General features: G+C 65.1%; 16 protein-coding genes and 3 pseudogenes. 11 read left to right on the top strand and 8 right to left on the bottom strand.

Going from position 1 to position 16,548, the window contains the following annotated elements; genetic code table 11:
- Window positions 1-109: 109 nt before the first annotated feature.
- Entirely contained in the window at window positions 110-1,198 is a 1,089-nt protein-coding gene (locus J7E82_RS14110; RefSeq protein WP_214863691.1) for an acyl-CoA desaturase, read from the bottom strand.
- Window positions 1,199-1,825: 627 nt separating this feature from the next.
- On the opposite strand from J7E82_RS14110, the gene J7E82_RS21055 reads away from it, so the two are divergent.
- Window positions 1,826-1,960, top strand: a complete 135-nt coding sequence (locus J7E82_RS21055; protein ID WP_285289736.1) for a hypothetical protein — start codon at window positions 1,826-1,828, stop codon at window positions 1,958-1,960.
- Between the two features lie 56 nt (window positions 1,961-2,016).
- The gene (locus J7E82_RS14100) at window positions 2,017-2,379 is read left to right on the top strand and encodes a substrate-binding domain-containing protein (protein ID WP_214863689.1); all 363 of its coding nucleotides are present in this window, start codon (window positions 2,017-2,019) and stop codon (window positions 2,377-2,379) included.
- 104 nt (window positions 2,380-2,483) lie between these two features.
- On the opposite strand, the gene J7E82_RS14095 is transcribed toward J7E82_RS14100, so the two are convergent.
- Genes J7E82_RS14095 through J7E82_RS14085 form a run of 3 tightly spaced genes read right to left on the bottom strand, consistent with a single transcriptional unit; the run spans window position 2,484 to window position 3,720 of the window.
- Window positions 2,484-2,666: a hypothetical protein gene (locus J7E82_RS14095; protein WP_214863688.1), complete on the bottom strand. Its 183-nt coding sequence runs from the start codon at window positions 2,664-2,666 to the stop codon at window positions 2,484-2,486.
- Window positions 2,617-2,928 carry a hypothetical protein gene (locus tag J7E82_RS14090; protein WP_214863686.1) on the bottom strand — a complete coding sequence of 104 codons (312 nt, stop codon included), beginning with the start codon at window positions 2,926-2,928 and terminating at the stop codon, window positions 2,617-2,619. Before J7E82_RS14090 ends, J7E82_RS14095 begins: the two co-directional genes overlap by 50 nt.
- A 42-nt stretch (window positions 2,929-2,970) precedes the next feature.
- Window positions 2,971-3,720 carry a BTAD domain-containing putative transcriptional regulator gene (locus tag J7E82_RS14085; RefSeq protein ID WP_214863684.1) on the bottom strand — a complete coding sequence of 250 codons (750 nt, stop codon included), beginning with the start codon at window positions 3,718-3,720 and terminating at the stop codon, window positions 2,971-2,973.
- Window positions 3,721-3,812: 92 nt separating this feature from the next.
- Here J7E82_RS14085 and J7E82_RS14080 point away from each other — a divergent pair, with 92 nt between their 5' ends.
- The 7 genes and pseudogenes from J7E82_RS14080 to J7E82_RS14050 all read left to right on the top strand — a co-directional run.
- The gene (locus tag J7E82_RS14080; RefSeq protein WP_214863683.1) at window positions 3,813-4,064 is read left to right on the top strand and encodes a hypothetical protein; all 252 of its coding nucleotides are present in this window, start codon (window positions 3,813-3,815) and stop codon (window positions 4,062-4,064) included.
- 55 nt (window positions 4,065-4,119) lie between these two features.
- Window positions 4,120-6,390 (top strand): hypothetical protein, encoded by a 2,271-nt coding sequence (locus J7E82_RS14075; RefSeq protein ID WP_214863681.1) that lies wholly within the window; start codon window positions 4,120-4,122, stop codon window positions 6,388-6,390.
- Window positions 6,380-7,630: a hypothetical protein gene (locus tag J7E82_RS14070; protein WP_308113832.1), complete on the top strand. Its 1,251-nt coding sequence runs from the start codon at window positions 6,380-6,382 to the stop codon at window positions 7,628-7,630. The genes J7E82_RS14075 and J7E82_RS14070 overlap by 11 nt, the downstream gene beginning before the upstream one ends.
- A 37-nt stretch (window positions 7,631-7,667) precedes the next feature.
- Window positions 7,668-8,429 (top strand): hypothetical protein, encoded by a 762-nt coding sequence (locus J7E82_RS14065; RefSeq protein WP_214863677.1) that lies wholly within the window; start codon window positions 7,668-7,670, stop codon window positions 8,427-8,429.
- Between the two features lie 27 nt (window positions 8,430-8,456).
- Entirely contained in the window at window positions 8,457-9,752 is a 1,296-nt protein-coding gene (locus J7E82_RS14060) for a hypothetical protein (RefSeq protein ID WP_214863675.1), read from the top strand.
- An 18-nt stretch (window positions 9,753-9,770) separates the two neighbouring features.
- Window positions 9,771-12,851 (top strand): glucosaminidase domain-containing protein, encoded by a 3,081-nt coding sequence (locus J7E82_RS14055; RefSeq protein WP_214863674.1) that lies wholly within the window; start codon window positions 9,771-9,773, stop codon window positions 12,849-12,851.
- Between the two features lie 250 nt (window positions 12,852-13,101).
- Window positions 13,102-13,229, top strand: a pseudogene (locus tag J7E82_RS14050) (IS3 family transposase); the annotation flags it as partial.
- A 172-nt stretch (window positions 13,230-13,401) separates the two neighbouring features.
- On the opposite strand, the gene J7E82_RS14045 reads toward J7E82_RS14050, so the two are convergent.
- Complete coding sequence (locus tag J7E82_RS14045) at window positions 13,402-13,941, bottom strand: GNAT family N-acetyltransferase (protein WP_251041887.1); 540 nt, start codon at window positions 13,939-13,941, stop codon at window positions 13,402-13,404.
- Window positions 13,942-14,051: 110 nt separating this feature from the next.
- Here J7E82_RS14045 and J7E82_RS14040 point away from each other — a divergent pair, with 110 nt between their 5' ends.
- A complete protein-coding gene (locus tag J7E82_RS14040) occupies window positions 14,052-14,345 on the top strand; it encodes a hypothetical protein (protein WP_214863711.1) in 294 nt (97 codons plus the stop codon).
- A 102-nt stretch (window positions 14,346-14,447) separates the two neighbouring features.
- On the opposite strand, the pseudogene J7E82_RS14035 reads toward J7E82_RS14040, so the two are convergent.
- Window positions 14,448-14,642 (bottom strand): annotated as a pseudogene (locus tag J7E82_RS14035) (RNA polymerase sigma factor); the annotation flags it as partial.
- Window positions 14,643-15,027: 385 nt separating this feature from the next.
- Here J7E82_RS14035 and J7E82_RS14030 point away from each other — a divergent pair.
- Window positions 15,028-15,585 carry a hypothetical protein gene (locus tag J7E82_RS14030; protein ID WP_214863670.1) on the top strand — a complete coding sequence of 186 codons (558 nt, stop codon included), beginning with the start codon at window positions 15,028-15,030 and terminating at the stop codon, window positions 15,583-15,585.
- A 492-nt stretch (window positions 15,586-16,077) separates the two neighbouring features.
- Here J7E82_RS14030 and J7E82_RS14025 read toward each other — a convergent pair whose 3' ends face one another.
- Together J7E82_RS14025 and J7E82_RS21320 are read right to left on the bottom strand one after the other, a co-directional pair.
- On the bottom strand, window positions 16,078-16,287 hold the full coding sequence (locus J7E82_RS14025) for a hypothetical protein (RefSeq protein ID WP_214863668.1): 210 nt from the start codon (window positions 16,285-16,287) through the stop codon (window positions 16,078-16,080).
- Window positions 16,288-16,419, bottom strand: a pseudogene (locus J7E82_RS21320) (nucleotidyltransferase domain-containing protein); the annotation flags it as partial.
- Between the last annotated feature and the right edge of the window lie 129 nt (window positions 16,420-16,548).

Here is a 16,548-nt window from a genome sequence, read left to right as displayed (position 1 = left end):
GTGTCTGGTGTGACTGGTTCCGATGTCATCATTGCTCACTTTCCTCTCGGTACGCTTCAATCCTCCCCCCTTTTGCCGTCCGCGGCGCGGCGCCGACCGGCTCTAAGGCTTAGCGTGGCCTGAAGCTTTCCACTAGCGGGCATTCGAACGAACCACCCGCAAAGAGACCGACGGCATTCAGGTATCGAACCACGATTGCGTAGGAGGCGATGAGGCTGGTCTCGCTGTACGGGATTCCGTGCTCCATGCAGGCGGAGCGCACCAGCGCGGCGGCGCGGTGCAGGTAGGGGCGGGGCATGTCCGGGAACAGGTGGTGTTCGATCTGGCGGTTCAGCCCGCCCATGAGGGTGTCCATGAACCAGCCGCCGGCGATGTTACGCCCGGTAAGTACCTGGCGGTGAAGGAAATCAACCCTGCTGGAGGCTGGCAGGACGGGCATGCCTTTATGGTTCGGCGCGAACGACGCCCCCATGTAGAACCCGAACACGCCCACCTGCACGCCCAGGAACGCGAACGCCATGCCCAGGGGCAAAAGCCAGAACACCAGCACGGGAACAACCAGCAGGCGCGCCGCCAGAAGCGGGATCTCGACCCACCGGTGATCAACGCTTCCCCGGCGGACCAGATACTTCAACGAATCGACATGAAGGCTCACACCCAGGAAGAACAGAAGCGGGAACAGCAGCCATCCCTGCCTCCGCGTTATGTGCACCATGACTCCCCGGCGTGACGCTGCAGCCTCTGGATGAAAGGCGATGGCGCCGGTGTGGATATCGGGGTCCTTGACGATCACGTTAGGGTGATTATGGTGTCTTGTGTGTTTCTGCACCCACATGGCATAGCTGATGCCCACTAACCCGCTGCCGATCAGTCGCGCTGACCAATCATTCATTCCCTTGGACGCGAAGATCTGGCGGTGTGCTGCCTCGTGTGCCAGGAATCCAAATTGAGTCAGCACCACGCCCATTCCCGCAGCAATGAGCAGCTGGAACCAGCTGTCCTCAAGCAGGAAGAAGCCGGTCCACGTACCTGCCCAGGCAGTCATCAGGATGGCGAAGAGGACGATGTAGAACCCGCGGCGGCGTTTCAGGAAGCCGGCATCCCTCACCTGCTTGAGCAGGGTGACGTAGCTGTTGACCATCTGGTTCGGGGCTTGGTGTTGCCTTGGACCTTCACTGTATGAAGGTGTCGTATCCATGATGCCCCCCAAACCATTCTGGGTCAGTGCGAAATTCTTGTATTGGCACTTCTTACCCGTTGCCACAGCATAATCCCCTGTGGACTCGGGTGGAACAGCACGCCGCAAGTGGCCCACATGCCCGCGCAGAGAAGGGCATGAAGACAGTGGCTGCAGGTCATCCTGGGTCCGCTCGCCCCGGTTCCGCCCATAACGAGGGCGGCCACGACTTGTCCAGCGGTCAACGCGGCTCTCCTCTTATTGACGCCCGGAACCCATTATTGACGCCCGGAACCAACGCAATCATGCCCCCTCCGTATGAGGGACCAATGAACGGATAGACCGGTAGAAAGACTGCCCGGCATAAGGATCCGGCCACAGAAAACGGCCGGCGATAACTTCCTACAGCACGGCGAGGACAACCGTCCGAGCCACCTCCAACAGGTGTATGTACAGCGTCCCCCGGCTGGAGGCCCTACCAGCGCATGGCCGGCCGCGCCCACCTGAGTACCGATCAGGACGGAAAGTACGCGTTCTGGGCCTCACCCCTACCCCATCCCCCACGGCGGGCCTGTCGGTCGTTCACCGCTCCCCTGTGCGCGCTTCCCATCTGCACTTCATGGTCACGCTGGAGGCCCGCGCCCCCTCGTGACGCACATCTTCGTCGAGGGCGACCCCCAGATCGAGATTGGCGACTCCGTCTTCGGCGTCAAAGACCCGTTGACTAAGAAATTCGAAACGCAGCCCGCCGGCACTCCACTCCGGAGACCGCGACGTGAATAGCCAGCCCTGGGCCCGCGCCCGCTTTGACATAGTCCTCGCCCCGGCCCTCACCTGAGATGAGAGTATCCAGCTCACCGCCAAACAGGGCGGGTTCCGACCCTGCGTCCGGCGCTGCACTATCGCTCTTCTGCGCTGTTGGCCTGAGAAAGGCTGTAGAAGAGGCAATCCTTCCCGCCTTCAGGAGGGCGACCGAAACAGTCGTGGACGTCGTCTGCGAACCGACAAATCTGCTCTTGCAACGGGTCGAAGCCGGCGCCCGGCCCGGGGTCTTCGTGGGAACCAGGGGATCATTGGAGGCCTCTGCTTCCTCGGGCTTCTTCGACCTGCCCTCGTGCAAGCCGGTCGTGAAGTCCGGGATAGGGGTCGCAGTGCCGCCGGATGGCAGCATTCCCGTTCCGGTTGCCCAGTCCCTGCCCTGAACCGGAGCATTCCGGTGTCTATGGGCGCTCCGGGCACATCTCGGTCACCTCCGGTGCTTAAACAATCCCCGGGGAGGTTGCCGGGGCCTCGGTTGCTCGTATGCTCAGCAGCCGAGGGCAGCTCGTATCCGGGTACCGTCCGCGCTAAGTTCGGTGGCCTGCGCGGCGGTGAGCTTGCCGGCCGCCCGGAAGTCGGCGACCTGGCCGAGGAAGTCGGGCAGCTTGCTGCACGCCGCATCAGTTTTGCCGGCGGCGGCCGCGTCCTGGGCGCCGGTGATCTTGTTCATCAGGCTCGCCTCCACGGTCCTTGAGCGGATAGGCAATGATCAGCGCCTCGAGGTCCTCCAGCTGCCCGGCGGCGCCGACCACGGTGACGGTGAAGCCGCCGGTGACCTGGTTGCCCGTGGCGTCGGTGGCGGTGCAGTCCACGGTGGTGGTGCCGGGTGCGGGATGCTCGGAACATGCTGGACGCTGCGGCGTGGCAGGCCGAAGGCTGGGTGGTGCGCGTCCTCGGGGCCGCCGCCGGCGGTGTGCAGCTCCCTGGCTCATTGCAGCTCCAAGGATCTGTGCAACTCCCCGACCCATTGCAGGTCACTGAACCGGAGCCGGCTGCCGGAAGCGGTCCATCAGCTGCGGTGACGGCTGAAGGCCCAGCTCGGCCTTCAGGAGCGCCCGGTACTGCCTGAGGTACTCATGGGCCGCGGCTATGTTGCCTTCATCAAAGCAAACATCAATCAGTACCACGTGAACTGACTCGCGCAGTGGTTCGATTGCCTTGGCCCGCAGGGCCGCGTCGATGGCCTCCGGGTAGCGGCCCAGCTTCCGGAGCCGGACCGCGAGCGCCTCGAGTGCGTGGAGCTGCAGCTGCCTCAGCCGCTCCCGCTCGACCAGCAGCCAGTCCTCATCCCAAGATGGAAGAAGCTCCCCGGTAAGCGGGGAGCTGTTGGTATCGTCTGCCGAGAGTGCTGCCTCGGCGGACAGCAGCCGGGTTGCCTGGTCCCGGCATTGCTGGAGATCCACCGATACTTGCGGGCCTAGCGCCAGTTCGCTGCGCCCGGCCAGGACTAGGTCGGCGTGCATGGAGCGGATCCGCCAGAGGGCAGTGCGGAGGCTTCCGTGGGCGTGCTCCATGGTGGAGTCCGCCCACAGCCGTCCCACCAGGGCATCCCGTGAACACTTCATCCCGTCCTGGCGGGCGAGCGCGAGGTAGGCCAGGACGCGCTGGGCGTGAAGGGGAAGCCGGACGCGGTCCTCGGCCAGGAACAGGGCGAACCCGTTCAGGAGGAACAGCCGTGGCCGGATGGCGCTGCCAGGTGCCGGAAGGGTGGGTGCAGACGTCATTGAAGGACCCCAGGTTCTATCGGACGCAGACAAAGTATGTGAGACCTGCCACGGTAGTACGTGACAATGATCAACATCGCTACGCAATGTTGATGCCCGCTAAGGCTTTCCGGCGGATCATGGCCGCCATGACTGCCGAATACTCCGTGATCGTACTGCGGGCCTGGCGCACCCCACAAGGGGTGATTATTCGGGTCCTGACCACCAACGGGACCCCGCGGAACCAGGTGGTTTTCGGCTCGACAAACCTAGTTGCCCTGCTGGAATCACTGATCGCCGAGCTCGAGCCTCCGGTTGCGGAAACAGGTACGGAAACTACGACGGAAATAACTACAGACGATTGACGCAGGAACAACAGCGCAGCCCCAATCTGGAGTCCCCACCTGTAAGGAGGCAGTCATGGACGTCCAGTCCGGCTACACCAGCGAGGCGCTTTTCTCCGGCCTGTCATTGGCCGAACCTCCCGTTGCCCCCGCCAGCTCTGAGGCCGAACCGGAGGCCACCCTGAATTCCCCCTTCCCGGCCCGCTTCATTGCCGAGGCGTTCGCACCCGAGGTGGAAGAGGCAGCTGCCTTTTTGGCGGAACTGGAAGATGAAGACTTCATCGACTCGCTGGAGCATCTCATCGATGACGCAGCAGCCCACCAGCTCGCGGACCAGCGGAATTGGTCCTCCCTCCCCGCCGAAGCCGACACCAAGGCCTCCCTGGAAGACTGGATAGAACCCGTTGCAACCGAGGCGGAACGTGTTCTTGACGGGTTCGCCGAGCGTTTGCTGGGCCCGGACCTCTACGGCATGCCGGCGCAGGAATTCGAGCAGCTGCTGGAGTCCGCCGGCAGCCAGTCCCTCTATGGGCTCACGGGCTACGAAGGCTTTCTGGGCGGGCTCATCCGGGCCGGCAAGAAACTGGTGGGCGGCGCCGTCGGTCTCGTCAAGAAGGGCATCGCCGCCGTAGGCAAGGTCCTGCCCGTGAACCTGCTGCTAAGCAAACTTAAGGGACTGGTGCGGCCGCTCCTCAAGCGCGTGGTGAACGCGGCAATGAACCGGCTGCCTGCCAGCATCCGGCCCTTCGCCCGCAAGCTGGCCGCGAAGCTCGGGGTGTCCGAAGCCGAAGCCGAGGACCACGCCTCGGCGGAGGGCCTGGCCGAAGTCTTCGAGCTTGAGGTGACCTCCCTGCTGTACGCCCCTGACGCCGAGGAGGAACTGGGCGAGAGCTTCTTCGAGCCCCGCGACTACGAATCCACCGACTCGCTGGCAGCGTTGGAGGCGGCGCGCGCCAGGTTCACGGAGCGGCTTGCTGCGATGCCGGACGGCAGCGCGCCGACGGCCGAGATCGAACAGTTCCTCCCCGCTGTTATGGCCGTCCAGCCGCTCATCAAGCTGGGCATCTCCATCATCGGCAGGCAACGCGTGGTCAAGTTCATCGCGGACATCCTCGCCAACCTCGCCAAGGGGCTGATCGGCGAAGGCCCTGCCCGGATACTCGCCACTCCCGTGGCAGACCTGGGCCTGAAGGTCTTTGGCTTCGAGACGGAAGCGGAGTCGGACCGGATGTTGGCCGCTGAGGCGGTGGCCTCCACGGTGGAAGGCGCAACGCTGAGGCTCCTGGAACTGCCGGAATCCGTGTTCGAGGATCAACTGCAGCTCGCCGCTGCCGTACAGGAAGCCTTTGTGGAAGCAGCGGCCGCCTACCTGCCGGACAAAGTCCTGCACCAGGACCTGCCGGAACGCGAAACCGCCGGCGAAGGCGGAGTATGGGTGCTGATGCCGCGCTCGGCGAAGCCGCGGTACCGGTTCCGCAAATACAGCAGGGTCTTCGCCGTTCCCATCACCCGGCAGGCGGCACGAGCCATCCGCTGGTCCGACGGCGGCACCCTGGAGGGGCATCTCCTGGACCGCGGCGTCCGCAGGTGGCCACTGGAAGCAGAGGTGGACCTGTATGAGGCGATCCCCGGCACACACTTCGGCCACCTGACCCAGGACGAGGGCACGGACGAGTCGCTGGCCCCGGACAGCACCGAGTTCCAGCTCCTCACCCCGGAGATTGCCGGACTCCTGCTACGGGAACCCGGCCTGGGTCGGGCCGCTGGTCCGGCTGCGACGGCCGTACTGGGCGCGGCTACAGCGGCAGTCGGACGGGCCAGGCCCAACGTCGGACGCCGGTACTTCCGCATCCGTTCCGCTGCCCTAGGCCGGCTCAAGCGGGCAAGGCGGCTGCCGCGGCGGCTCCTCGTCGTGATGGAACCTTCCCGGCGCCGGCTGCGTGTGCAGCTGCGGCTCTCCGAACGGCAGGCCCAGCAAATGCTGGCGCTGCTGCAACCCTCATCCCCGGCCACCAGGAGGGATCTTCCCTCGGTCCTGGCCGCGCTGCGGCAGCTGTATGAACCGCGGCTGCCGGAGATCCTCGCGGCCCGGATGGTGCGGCATGCCCTGGCGAAGGACGCCGCCGACGCGGCAGCACCCGTGGACGCGCTGCTCAAGGCCCTGGCCACAGCGCTCTCCAAGTTCCTCACCCAGCGGGCAGCCCAGCTGGCGGCGGCAGTGGCGGAGCCAGCAAACGGCGTCACCCTCTCCATCACCTTCCAGGACCTCACCAAGGAGAAGCTCGGAGGAACGGTCCAGCCGCCCGAAGTGGCCGTGCATGCGGGTTGGAAGTCCAGTGGGCAATGACGTCGCGGCGGAAAAGGACGCCCTGGTCCTGGAGGTACGGCACTGGCATCGGGCCAGCACCGCACTGACCGACCTGGAAGTACTCGCCTCCTCCGCCTCGTGGCAGGCGCTGGAAAGCTACATGGGGCTGAGCATCCGTGCCAGCCTGCGCGCGCTCGCCACCGGCGTCGCAGCCGAGGCCGGCGTCCTCAGCACCAGGCTAGCCACTGCCGCCGGCCCGGACGAGCTGGAGGGGATCCGCGCCGGCCTGCTGCGCCTGCGGCGCCGCTACGAACAGATGGAGACGGTCCTGGATTTTTACGGTGATGCCATCAATACCCGGACCAGTCCGCGCCTGGGCGCCGTCCTACGGGGCCTGGACGCCCTGGCCGTGGACAGCATGGACAGGGTGCTGCGGCCGCTGGGGCTGACGACACCCCCGGTTCTGACCTACCTGGACAAGGGGATGGGTGCCTCGATCCTCCGCTCCGGTGCCCGGCTGTGGGATGCGTCCATCTCCCCCGTGGCGGCCATCAAGATCACCCGGCACAACCTGTGGCGGCCCACCTCCCTGATCCACGAAACCGGGCATCAGGTGGCCCATATGACAGGGTGGACGGCTGAACTCGGAGCTGCCCTCTATGACCGGATGGCCCCCGCTTCGGTCCTGGCCGCCGAGGCCTGGCGGAGCTGGGCCAGCGAGGTGGCCGCGGACGTCTATGCCTTTGCACTCCTGGGGTACGCGCCGCTGCCGGGCCTGGCCACCGTGGTGGACGGGTCGACGTCGAAGGTTTTTCGGATGCCCATCGGCGACCCGCACCCGTTCGGTTGGGTGCGGGTGCTGTTTAACGTTGGCCTGTGCCGGTCCTGGTTCGGGCCTGGTCCATGGGACAACATCGCCCGGACGTGGATGCTCCGGCATCCGTTGGACAAGGCGTCGCGGGACGTCCAGGCCATCGGCAAGGCCAGCGTGGCCCAGTTGCCGGCGCTGGCGGACATATGCACCCGCATGCCCCTTCGAGCATTCGGCGGCGTGCCGCTCTCATCACTGGCTGACCCGCACTGTGTAGCCCCGGCGGAACTGGCGCGCCTGGCGGAACGGGCCGGCGCCTCCCTCTACACCTCCAGTTACCTGCAACGCCTGGAGGCGATGCGCGTGCTGGCCTGGACGGTGCTTAACGGCCAGTCAACCACAGGCTCCGACGACGGCGTCGAACTTTGGCTCCGAAGGATCGGCGGCGCTGCGGCCGCCGCAGCCTGACCCACTACAGACAAACAGCAAGGAAAGGACGATCGTCATGGCACAGGAAGAGACGGGCGTGTCCCGCCCATCAGCCCGCAGTTCCGCAGCCAAGGCAGCCAGCGGCGGAGGCGGAGGCAGCAGCGGAAGCGGCAAGCCGGAAGAGGGCAAGGGCCAGTCCAACCGCCAGACCCAGGACCAGTCGGCCGACCAGGCAGCAGCGGCAGCCCTGATGCTGGCCGCCGCGCAGGCGTTCGCCGAGCAGATGGCCGGCGTCATGCGGGATGTCTTCACCGAACAGCGCAGTATCTTCGCCGAGCAGGCGCAGCTGCGCGAGGCGGATTACACCCTGGTCCGGCAAATGCTGGAAGAGCAGCGCCAACGGCAGGCAACGGATGCCATGCTGCTCGAAAAGATCGAGAAACAGGCCAGCGGAAAACGCCGGGAGCACTACGAGCCCCAGCCCGGAAACATCCGGCCCGGCCAGCTCCGGATAGGGATTCAGTTCAACGCCCTCAGCAACGCGCTGGGGAGCCGGAAACGCACCGGACCGGAGCGTGATGGCTCGCTCATCCCGCCACCGGAAATACGGCGCGTGGTCATGGGCGGCACAACGCGGTACCTGCTGCGGTTCCTTGCGGCGCTGCCGCCCACGGCCGAGACCGTCCTGGTGCGGTTCCTCGACGGTTCCACCGGCGGAGACCGCGTGGACAAGCTGGCGGACAACAGCCTGGAAATCACGTCGGACCAGGTGCAGACCGTTGAGCTGCTCGACGGGCGCGACCTTCCCATCGCGCTGGGACTCCCCTACCGGGGCTGAAATTCAGAAGCATTTGGAGGCCTCACAATGTTCCGTACCCTCGCCCGTCTGGTCGTTGACCCGACCCTGGTGAACCCCACAGCAATACCGAGTCCGGAAGTGGTGTTCGCCCACAATCCCGTCCAGCTCAGCCGCTGGCTGGAGGAGGTCTTCGCGGTCAACGGGCTGGTCAAATACCTGCCTACACCGCTGACAGCCCCAACCGGTAACCAGGCCGTCATCGACGGCCTCCGCATGCCCGCGGGGCTCCTGACCGAACTTCCCAGCGCCATCACCCAGGGCACCACCATTCCACCCGGTTACAAGGTGAACCCCCTGCTGGCGACCACCACCGCACTGCCCTGGGACCACCTCATCTACGCGTTTCTGTTGGAGAACACCGGCATCGTGGAAATCCTGGGTGAAGTGGTCCGGCGCTACAAAGTGGGTGAAACGCTGGCACCACCGTCGGTCCAGACCTTGGTGTGGGCCAGGAACACGGAGGAACTGTTCTTCCGCGACCCGCCGCAGTTCCACATCCTGGGGGTCTCCAGTCAGCTCCGTCCCGACGCCCGCGTGAACCGGCGCAACGCCTACTGGCGGATGTTCGGGCGCGACCTGTCCCACTCCCCCCTGGGCGCACCCCTGGACGGCCAGCCCTGGAAGCGCGACGTCGGCGCCGGAAGCAACGCCCGGTTCTTCGACATCTGGGAAGAAATGCTGCGCCAGGTCTGGCAGGGCATCCTCAACGACCGGAACTCCGGCGGCCCCAACGCCACTGACCGCAGCTACATTGCGTACCTGTGCCAGTCCCTATCCGAGATGCTCACCATGCGGCGCCGCGGCGGCATGCTGGCCCAGGAGGAGTTCGCCTACGTCACCATGCTCAACTGGTTCCATCTGACAGTGGAATACGAAACGCCGGTGGTCAAGGATCTCAAGGCCGAAGCCGGCGTCAACGGCAACCCGGCCGACCGTTTGGCCGCCATCGGCGCCCGGGTTGGCATCAACCCGCCGCGCGAAAGCCGCGAGCTCTTTGAACTCGCCGGGCTGCTCTCGCCCCTGATGTGGTTCATCGAGAACGGCGCCTTCAACGATGAAGCCGATGCAGAAATGCTGTACCACTCCAACGGCGTGCCCAACCCGGTGATCGCTGACGCGATGATCCGCATCATCGACCTCTGGCAGTCCGCCACCGGCACCCGCATCAAGGACCCCACTGTGGTGTCCGTCAGCCCGGACGCCAAACGGCCGGCCCAGCCGTTGCGGTTGCCCGAGCCCACGCCGACGGCGGCGGCGCCCGTCTTCGCGCCGTCATCCAACGGCGCCAAGGCCAAGGTCTAGGACCCAAGGAGCCATGTCATGGAGGACTATTCAGTGGCGCAACTCTTCGCGCTCAACGGCGACGGCGAGGCGCATCAGGAACAGCCCGGCTGGCCGTTGAAGCAGGACGTCTTCGCTTTGCAGGACCCGTCGGCGCCTACCGAGGCGCTGGCGGAAATGCGCGCCGGCGAAGAGTACACAAGTGACGAGTACCAGCCGGACGTCTACGAGTCCGGCGACTACGGAAGCCGTGGCGGGCTGGCCGAGGACTATGACAGCCTCACCTGGGGCGAACAGGAAGACTCGGCATTCCAGTCGTGGTCGGAGGCGGCGGACCTCCAGGAAGACGCGGGCGCCACCACCTGGGAAGTGCAGGAGGATCTGGAGGCGGGAACCCTGGAAGGAGACACTGAAAGCCAGCCCTTCCAAGCGGAACAAGCCGCGACCATTCCCCCAGGGCAGCTGGTGGTGGACCGGCTGCCGCAGCTTCGCGCGCACAAGGGCACGGCGCCGGACCTGCTGCTGAAGTGGAACAGCATGCCCCAGGGCGTGCAGACAGTTGATGTGGTGGTCCACCTGCACGGCTACTCGGGCAAACGCGCCAGGATGAGCATCATCCGGGACAAGGAGCCGGCCAGCGGGCTGGACTTCGCGGACCCGGACCAGCCGGGGGTGCCGGGCCGGACCACGCCCATCCTGGCGATCCTGCCCCGCGGGAATTACTTTGGCGGCAACAGCGGCTCGGGCTACTCCTTCCCGGAGCTCACCAAGCCGTCCGCCCTGAAAAAGCTGGTAGCGGATGCACTGGCAGCCTTTAACAAGGAGACCGGTTCCAGTGCGGGCCAGGGAAAACTCATCATCACTGCTCACTCCGGCGGCGGGGCCCCACTGATGGCCATCCTGCGCCAAACGGACCCCGACGAAGTCCACACCTTCGATGCGCTGTACTCGGACCCGTCCGCGCTGATCGAGTGGGCACGACGGCGGGTCGGCACCGGAAGCGGTGCGCTGCGGGTGATTTTCCGGCCGGGTGAGCCCACCGCCCGCCACAGCGAGCGAGTGGCTAAGGCGCTAAAGTCCCTGGCTGCTCCGCCGTCCTTCCGCGTGGAGGCCACAAGGGTGCCGCATAACGACATTCCGCGACGTTTCGGCTGGCGCTTGCTGGCAGATTCAGGTGCGGCGCTGCCATACACCATCGCCAGGGAGGCGGAGACAGACGACGAAGACCTGTTTTTCGCGGATACCGGCTGGCGTTTTGATGAAGCGGAAACTGGTGGAACTATGCCTGATTTTCACGATTCAGGGGAAGCCGCTGTGGAAGAGGCGCCGGGCGAAGCGGCAGATTTCGGCGAAACCAACGACAGCGAGACAGACACCGGCGAGACAGACACCGGTGAGGCCGATGCTCGGGACGCTGAAGCCGGCGAGGCCGAGGATGCGGAATGGAAACTCGCGGCCGCGGAAGCGGAGTCCGAGGACATCGGCGAGCACGAGGTCTTCCCCTCCGGAGTCTCGCTCAGCCCCACCTCAGGCAGGACCGGCAAGGGCGAGGAACACTGGGACCCGAACAACACCGGCCTGCCGCTGTATGAAACCGGCGCTGCTGTCCGGAGCGAAAAACTCTCACCCAACTTCACGGTGGGTGAGCTCGTGTTCAGCGGCAACCAGTATGCCGACAAGGCACGTATCTCCCCCGCGCTGGTGGCAGCTCTGCAGAAGCTGCGCGACCGGGTGGGACGGCCGGTCCGGATCACCTCGGGCTACCGTTCGTGGGAACGCAACGTGGCGGTCTACCGCAACGCGCGGCCGCCAAAGAAGCCCACGCTCAGCAGGCACTGCAGCGGGCAGGCAGCCGACATCACCGTGGCGGGCATGACCGGGCTGGACATCGCAAAAGCCGCAGTGGATGCCCTCGGTGACGGCATCGGCGTCGGCATTGGCAGCAGCTTTGCCCACATCGACGTGCGTGGCAAATGGACGGCATGGACGTACTTGTCCGGCGCCGCCGGAGCCGCTGCCTTGGCTGCCATCAACGCGCACCGGGCCGGCCGGAAAGCCAGCCCGCCGCCCGTACCGGCACCGCAGACGTCGGACGGGGCCGCAGGACGGGTAGTCCGCGGCACCTTTACCCGCTGTGCCACCGGCGAGCAGCCCGGGGCACGGGCGATGGCCGATCAGTGGCGGCGCCTGACCGGCCGGCAGGCTGGGACGTTCAACTGCCGGAAAACCGAGGCGGGCACCCCGTCACTACACGGCGAAGGCCGCTCCATCGACCTGCACGCACGGGTTGATCGGCCGGCCGAAAAAGCCCAGGCGGACGCCTATGTGGCATGGATGCAGAGCAACGCCGTGGAACTGCAGGTGGCCTACATCATCTGGAACCACAACCAGTGGAGCTGGGCGCGCCGGGCAGAGGGCTGGCGGCCCTACACTCTTGCCAACAAACACACCGACCACATCCACGTGGACCTCAGCTGGGAAGGGGCCAGGAACCCCAGTCCGCTGTTTCAGAGCGGCGTGCCGGGGATCGGCGGCGGTACTGCCCCGGCACCGCCCGCCCCTCAACCGCCGTCGCCTGTTCCGCCGTCGCCCGCTCCACCCAAGCCGGCCGGCCCGGCCCCGGCCCATGTCCGCGACTTTGTCCGCCGCTACGCCCCGGAGGCCCAGCGGGGCCAGCCAAAGAGCGGGGTTCCGTGGCTGGTGACGCTGGGGCAGGCTGCGCTGGAGTCGGGCTGGGGCAAAAAGGCTCCTCGGTTCAACTTCTTCGGCATCAAGGCCAAGGCTTCGGTTCCGGAATCACAGCGGCAGCTGCTGCAGACACGGGAGGTGCTCAACCATCCCAACGGTCAGTTCCCGGACGTCATCTCGGTGACGCCGAGGCCCGACGGGAAATACAACTACGTGGTCAGAGACTGGTTCAGGGCATACAGCTCCGCCGAGGAGGCGTTCGGGGACCACGGCAACTTCCTGCGCAGCAATGCACGCTACCGGAATGCCTTCCAGAACACTGGCGACCCGTACGCGTTCGCACGTGCCGTGGCCGCTGCGGGCTACGCCACCGATCCTTCCTACGCGGCCACGCTCACCAGCGTGATGAAGCTGATCGAACGGGCCAACTAAGGGCGGGCACGTCAGCCACGGGCGTCCGTGCAGGCAGTGCCTTGGTATGCGGGGGGCTTGTCCTTTGACTTCACCTGGAGGCGGCCATGGGTGAGCCAACCAATGCTGGAAGTGGGCGCGACAGGAAGGCAACTGTGCCACCGGATTACTCGATCAAACCGCGCCGTGTCGACCTCCGCCGACCCCATGCAATGAAACTTAAATTGGGCGAAGAAGTGCGCAGTTACTGGACCGTTGGCCCAGCCCACACGAGCTGCGCCTGGCAATTACGACGTGGATCGAACGGACCTACCATCGCCGGCGCAGGCAGAGACGGCTGGGGAAACTCGCCCGATCGAATATGAAACAATCAACCGGACCGCGCTCCGAGCGGCCTAAGACCCCGAGTCAACAAAAGCCGGGGCAGTTCCGTTCGCCGAGAAACTGGCGAGGCTGGCCGGCCTGGGGGCTTCTACCTTCTGTCAAGCGGCAGGTGAGTGGTACGCCTCGTAGAGGCGTGCCGTCTCTGAGCATCGGGGCAGTTCCGGGCGCGACTGCAGCGCGGTTGGCGTCACCGCAGACCAACTGCGTCGAGCGTCCAGAACGGGTCGGCGTACACGAGGGTGCCGCTCATCCACGGTTCAAAGGCGGGCAGGGGCAGCAGCTGAAAGGCCTCGTCAGGAATACGAAGCGATGGCTTGCGAAAGCCCCTGTCGCCAGCTTGAACGAAACCGACGCGTGAGTAAAAGCCAGGGTCCCCCTCAAGGAAGATTGCCGGCACCCTCCGCGCGCCGAGAATTTGGGCGCCATGTGTAATCAGCTGCTTTCCAATTCCCATCCCTTGACGGTCAGGACTGACAGCGATTGGACTGAGGACCTGGACAGGGACCAGGCGTGACGGGGCGTCCAACAGTCCGGCCGAGAACAAAACATGGCCCACGACACGGCCATCATCATCCTCGGCGACCAGCTCCAAGCCGCCACGCTCGGACCCGACCGGACGAAGAGCGTGTATCAGGTTCACGACGAGCGTTCCATGATCGCCGAAGGCCTCCTGCTCCACTTCGTCGACTGCTGCAAAATCGCTCGGCCGCGCCTCACGGATGCTCATGAGCATCAATTGTGTCCGAGAATGAGGCGCCTGGCTACCGCTGGCCACGTTGGCACGTGGCCGCGAGAAAGTCATGGCCAAGGTCGCCCCGGCTTCCAACCTCTGTGGCAATGACTGAGACGCAGGCCAAAGGCACTGACAGTCCGATCCGCCTCCGGCGCCGGGTCCTGGTCGCTTCGGCAGCTGCGGCACTGCTCGTGGGGGGGGGAATCGTCGTGGCAGACGTTGTCAGGCTCAGTGGTCCGGCAGCAACCGCCGAAGCAGCCGAGGTCCTGAACAACGCAGCGGCAGCAACGATCCAGACCTCCGACCCGGTGGTGGGACCCGGCCAGTACCTGAGGGTCGAGACGAAGGCCGTTCATGCCAGCTCGGTTTCCAGGGCCGATGGCACTATGGTTTCGTAGCTCGGTAGCACTGCCGTCGGAGCAGATTTGTGGCGGCACCGAAAGCCAGGGCCGGGCATCCTCCCGGTCAAGGTCGTAGGTTTCGAGTTGTTCCCAGGCGACCAGGAAGGTTTCGGACGTGACGTCGTCGGCTGCGAAGTTGCCCGCCCTTCTGGCGGCGTATCTGTAGATGATTGACGCGTGTCTGTCGTACAACTCCCCGAAAACTGCGGGGCTGTCCCGGGACCGCCTGATGATGTCGTTGTCTGTGCTCACACTGTGTATTGCACGCTGGCCACAAAAGGGTTCACGGAGCATGCCCTTCTTCACGCCCAATGGATCTTCATCGAAGCGTACCGGTGACCGATAACCCCATTGCTCATGATGCTGTTCCGAATCTGGCCGCCTGACTGACCGCACTGAGTGTCGAAAACGACCGTTTTATCGGGGACTAGAAACTGCGCGCGATACTGCACGTCCCTTTTGGGGAACGCGAAGGGTCGGTTTTGGCTGCCGCCATCTCCTGGGTGCATCCTGATTCGACCTTTCACGGCCCTCAATGCAACGCTAGGTCCAGTCTTGTCACCTTCTTGGAACCTGAGACGCTCGGAACTTGCTCTGTATTGGCCAGCGTCCTTTATGTTCCAATGCAGGTAATTGAAGCAGGCACGTTCCGTGTCCACATTGCTTGAGAGGCAGGCCTGTGATCGAATCGGCAGCTTTCATGATCAGGGCATGGCAGCATGTCATGGATTTCGTGGTGGAGCCTTTTCGTCCGGCAGATCCTGTAGCTGCCCTACAGGCGTCGATGCGTGGCGAGAGGCAGGAGATTCCGCTGAGGGTTCCGTTGGTTTCCACCGGAGTGCATTCGGGGCCGGTCGACTTGACGGTGGAGATCCTCGGTGCGAGACCGGAGGTACCCGCGTCCGGATGGGAAGACATCCACGAAGTGTCCCTGATGTTCCCCGAGGGGCGGGCCTACTTCAATGAGCCCACAGGCTGGGAGATGAAGATTATTGGCACGGTTATGGGCGATGAGAAGGGCAGCTACCGTGCCCGGCTTCATGCCACCGGCCGGGACACAGCCTTTGACGAGGTCGTGGAATCGCCGGTCGAGCGCCACCTGGTCCAGTTCTGGAAGGAACCGCCATCACCGGTGTCCGTCCTGTCCTCCGCATCAGAGCGAGCAAAGACCTCCCACGTTTCATCACGATGTGGCAGGGACCGCCCACCGCCACCGCTCACGCCGGACCACGACTGATAACCCCGGATTCCCCGCCCGAGTAGCGATACCAGTTAGCCGATAGCCTGAACCGGGCGTCGATAGCACATCCCCCGCGCCAGTGGTCGCGCAGAGAAAGGACCTCATCGGAGCATACGAGTACATCCCGACGTGAAGTGCGTAGTTCAGGTCCCTGCTGCCCATACTCGTCCGGCCTGGAGCGCCTGTGCAAGCTGGCTATCGCCTGCAACGGTACGTGGCCAGCCGAAAGTTCCCCAAACTCCGCAAATACTCGCACAACATTGGGAACCTGCTCGATGCTGTTGTCCGTGGGAACGGAGGGGTCGGCCCGCAGGCCCGTGATGAGGTCGTCTAAGTCGCATAACCCCGCGCGTTCGAGGAGCCGTTTCTCTTGGTGAGCACTCACCGCGGGCGGCCATCACAGCGTGGGCGGTCATCACCGCTGATGTGGCAGCGCACCTGCCAGCTCCGTAAGCTTCCCGGCGTCGGCGTAGGCGGTGCGCGCTTACGTCAAGGTGAGGTCGGCCCGATCGCGCCAAACAGGCGGTGCAGCTTCGCGCCGAAGCTGCGGGTATTCCGGATGCGGCCATGCCGCGCTTCGGCCAGCTCATGTTCGACGACGTTCAAGTCTCGGTAGTGGACATCTGCGCGCCGGTCTTCGATTTCCAGCCAGGCGCCGCCGTTGAAGACGGCGCCGCCCCAACCGCCGATTTCCGACACGCTTCCTTCCCAGCCGAGCGCCCGCAGATCAGCAGGCTCGAAACCCTCCCGGTAGCAGAGTGCGAAGTCCCAGTCACTTGCGGGCCCATGTGTGCCGGATGCTCGAGATCCTCCCAGCGACACCGCAAGCACCCCCGGGAAGAGCAGCCAGCTGAGTGGCTACGTAGTTAACGAACGAGGGATCATTCACGAGAGCACCTGCCTTCCAGACCATTGTTGAAAGCGACACTACGAGGCACCGCCGGCTGACACTGACAATGT

The organism is Arthrobacter sp. ISL-30 (genome assembly GCF_018613855.1).
In the GTDB taxonomy this organism is placed as follows: domain Bacteria; phylum Actinomycetota; class Actinomycetes; order Actinomycetales; family Micrococcaceae; genus Arthrobacter.
Note: the sequence above shows the minus strand (reverse complement) of the source record. Positions and strands in the feature narration are given on the sequence as shown.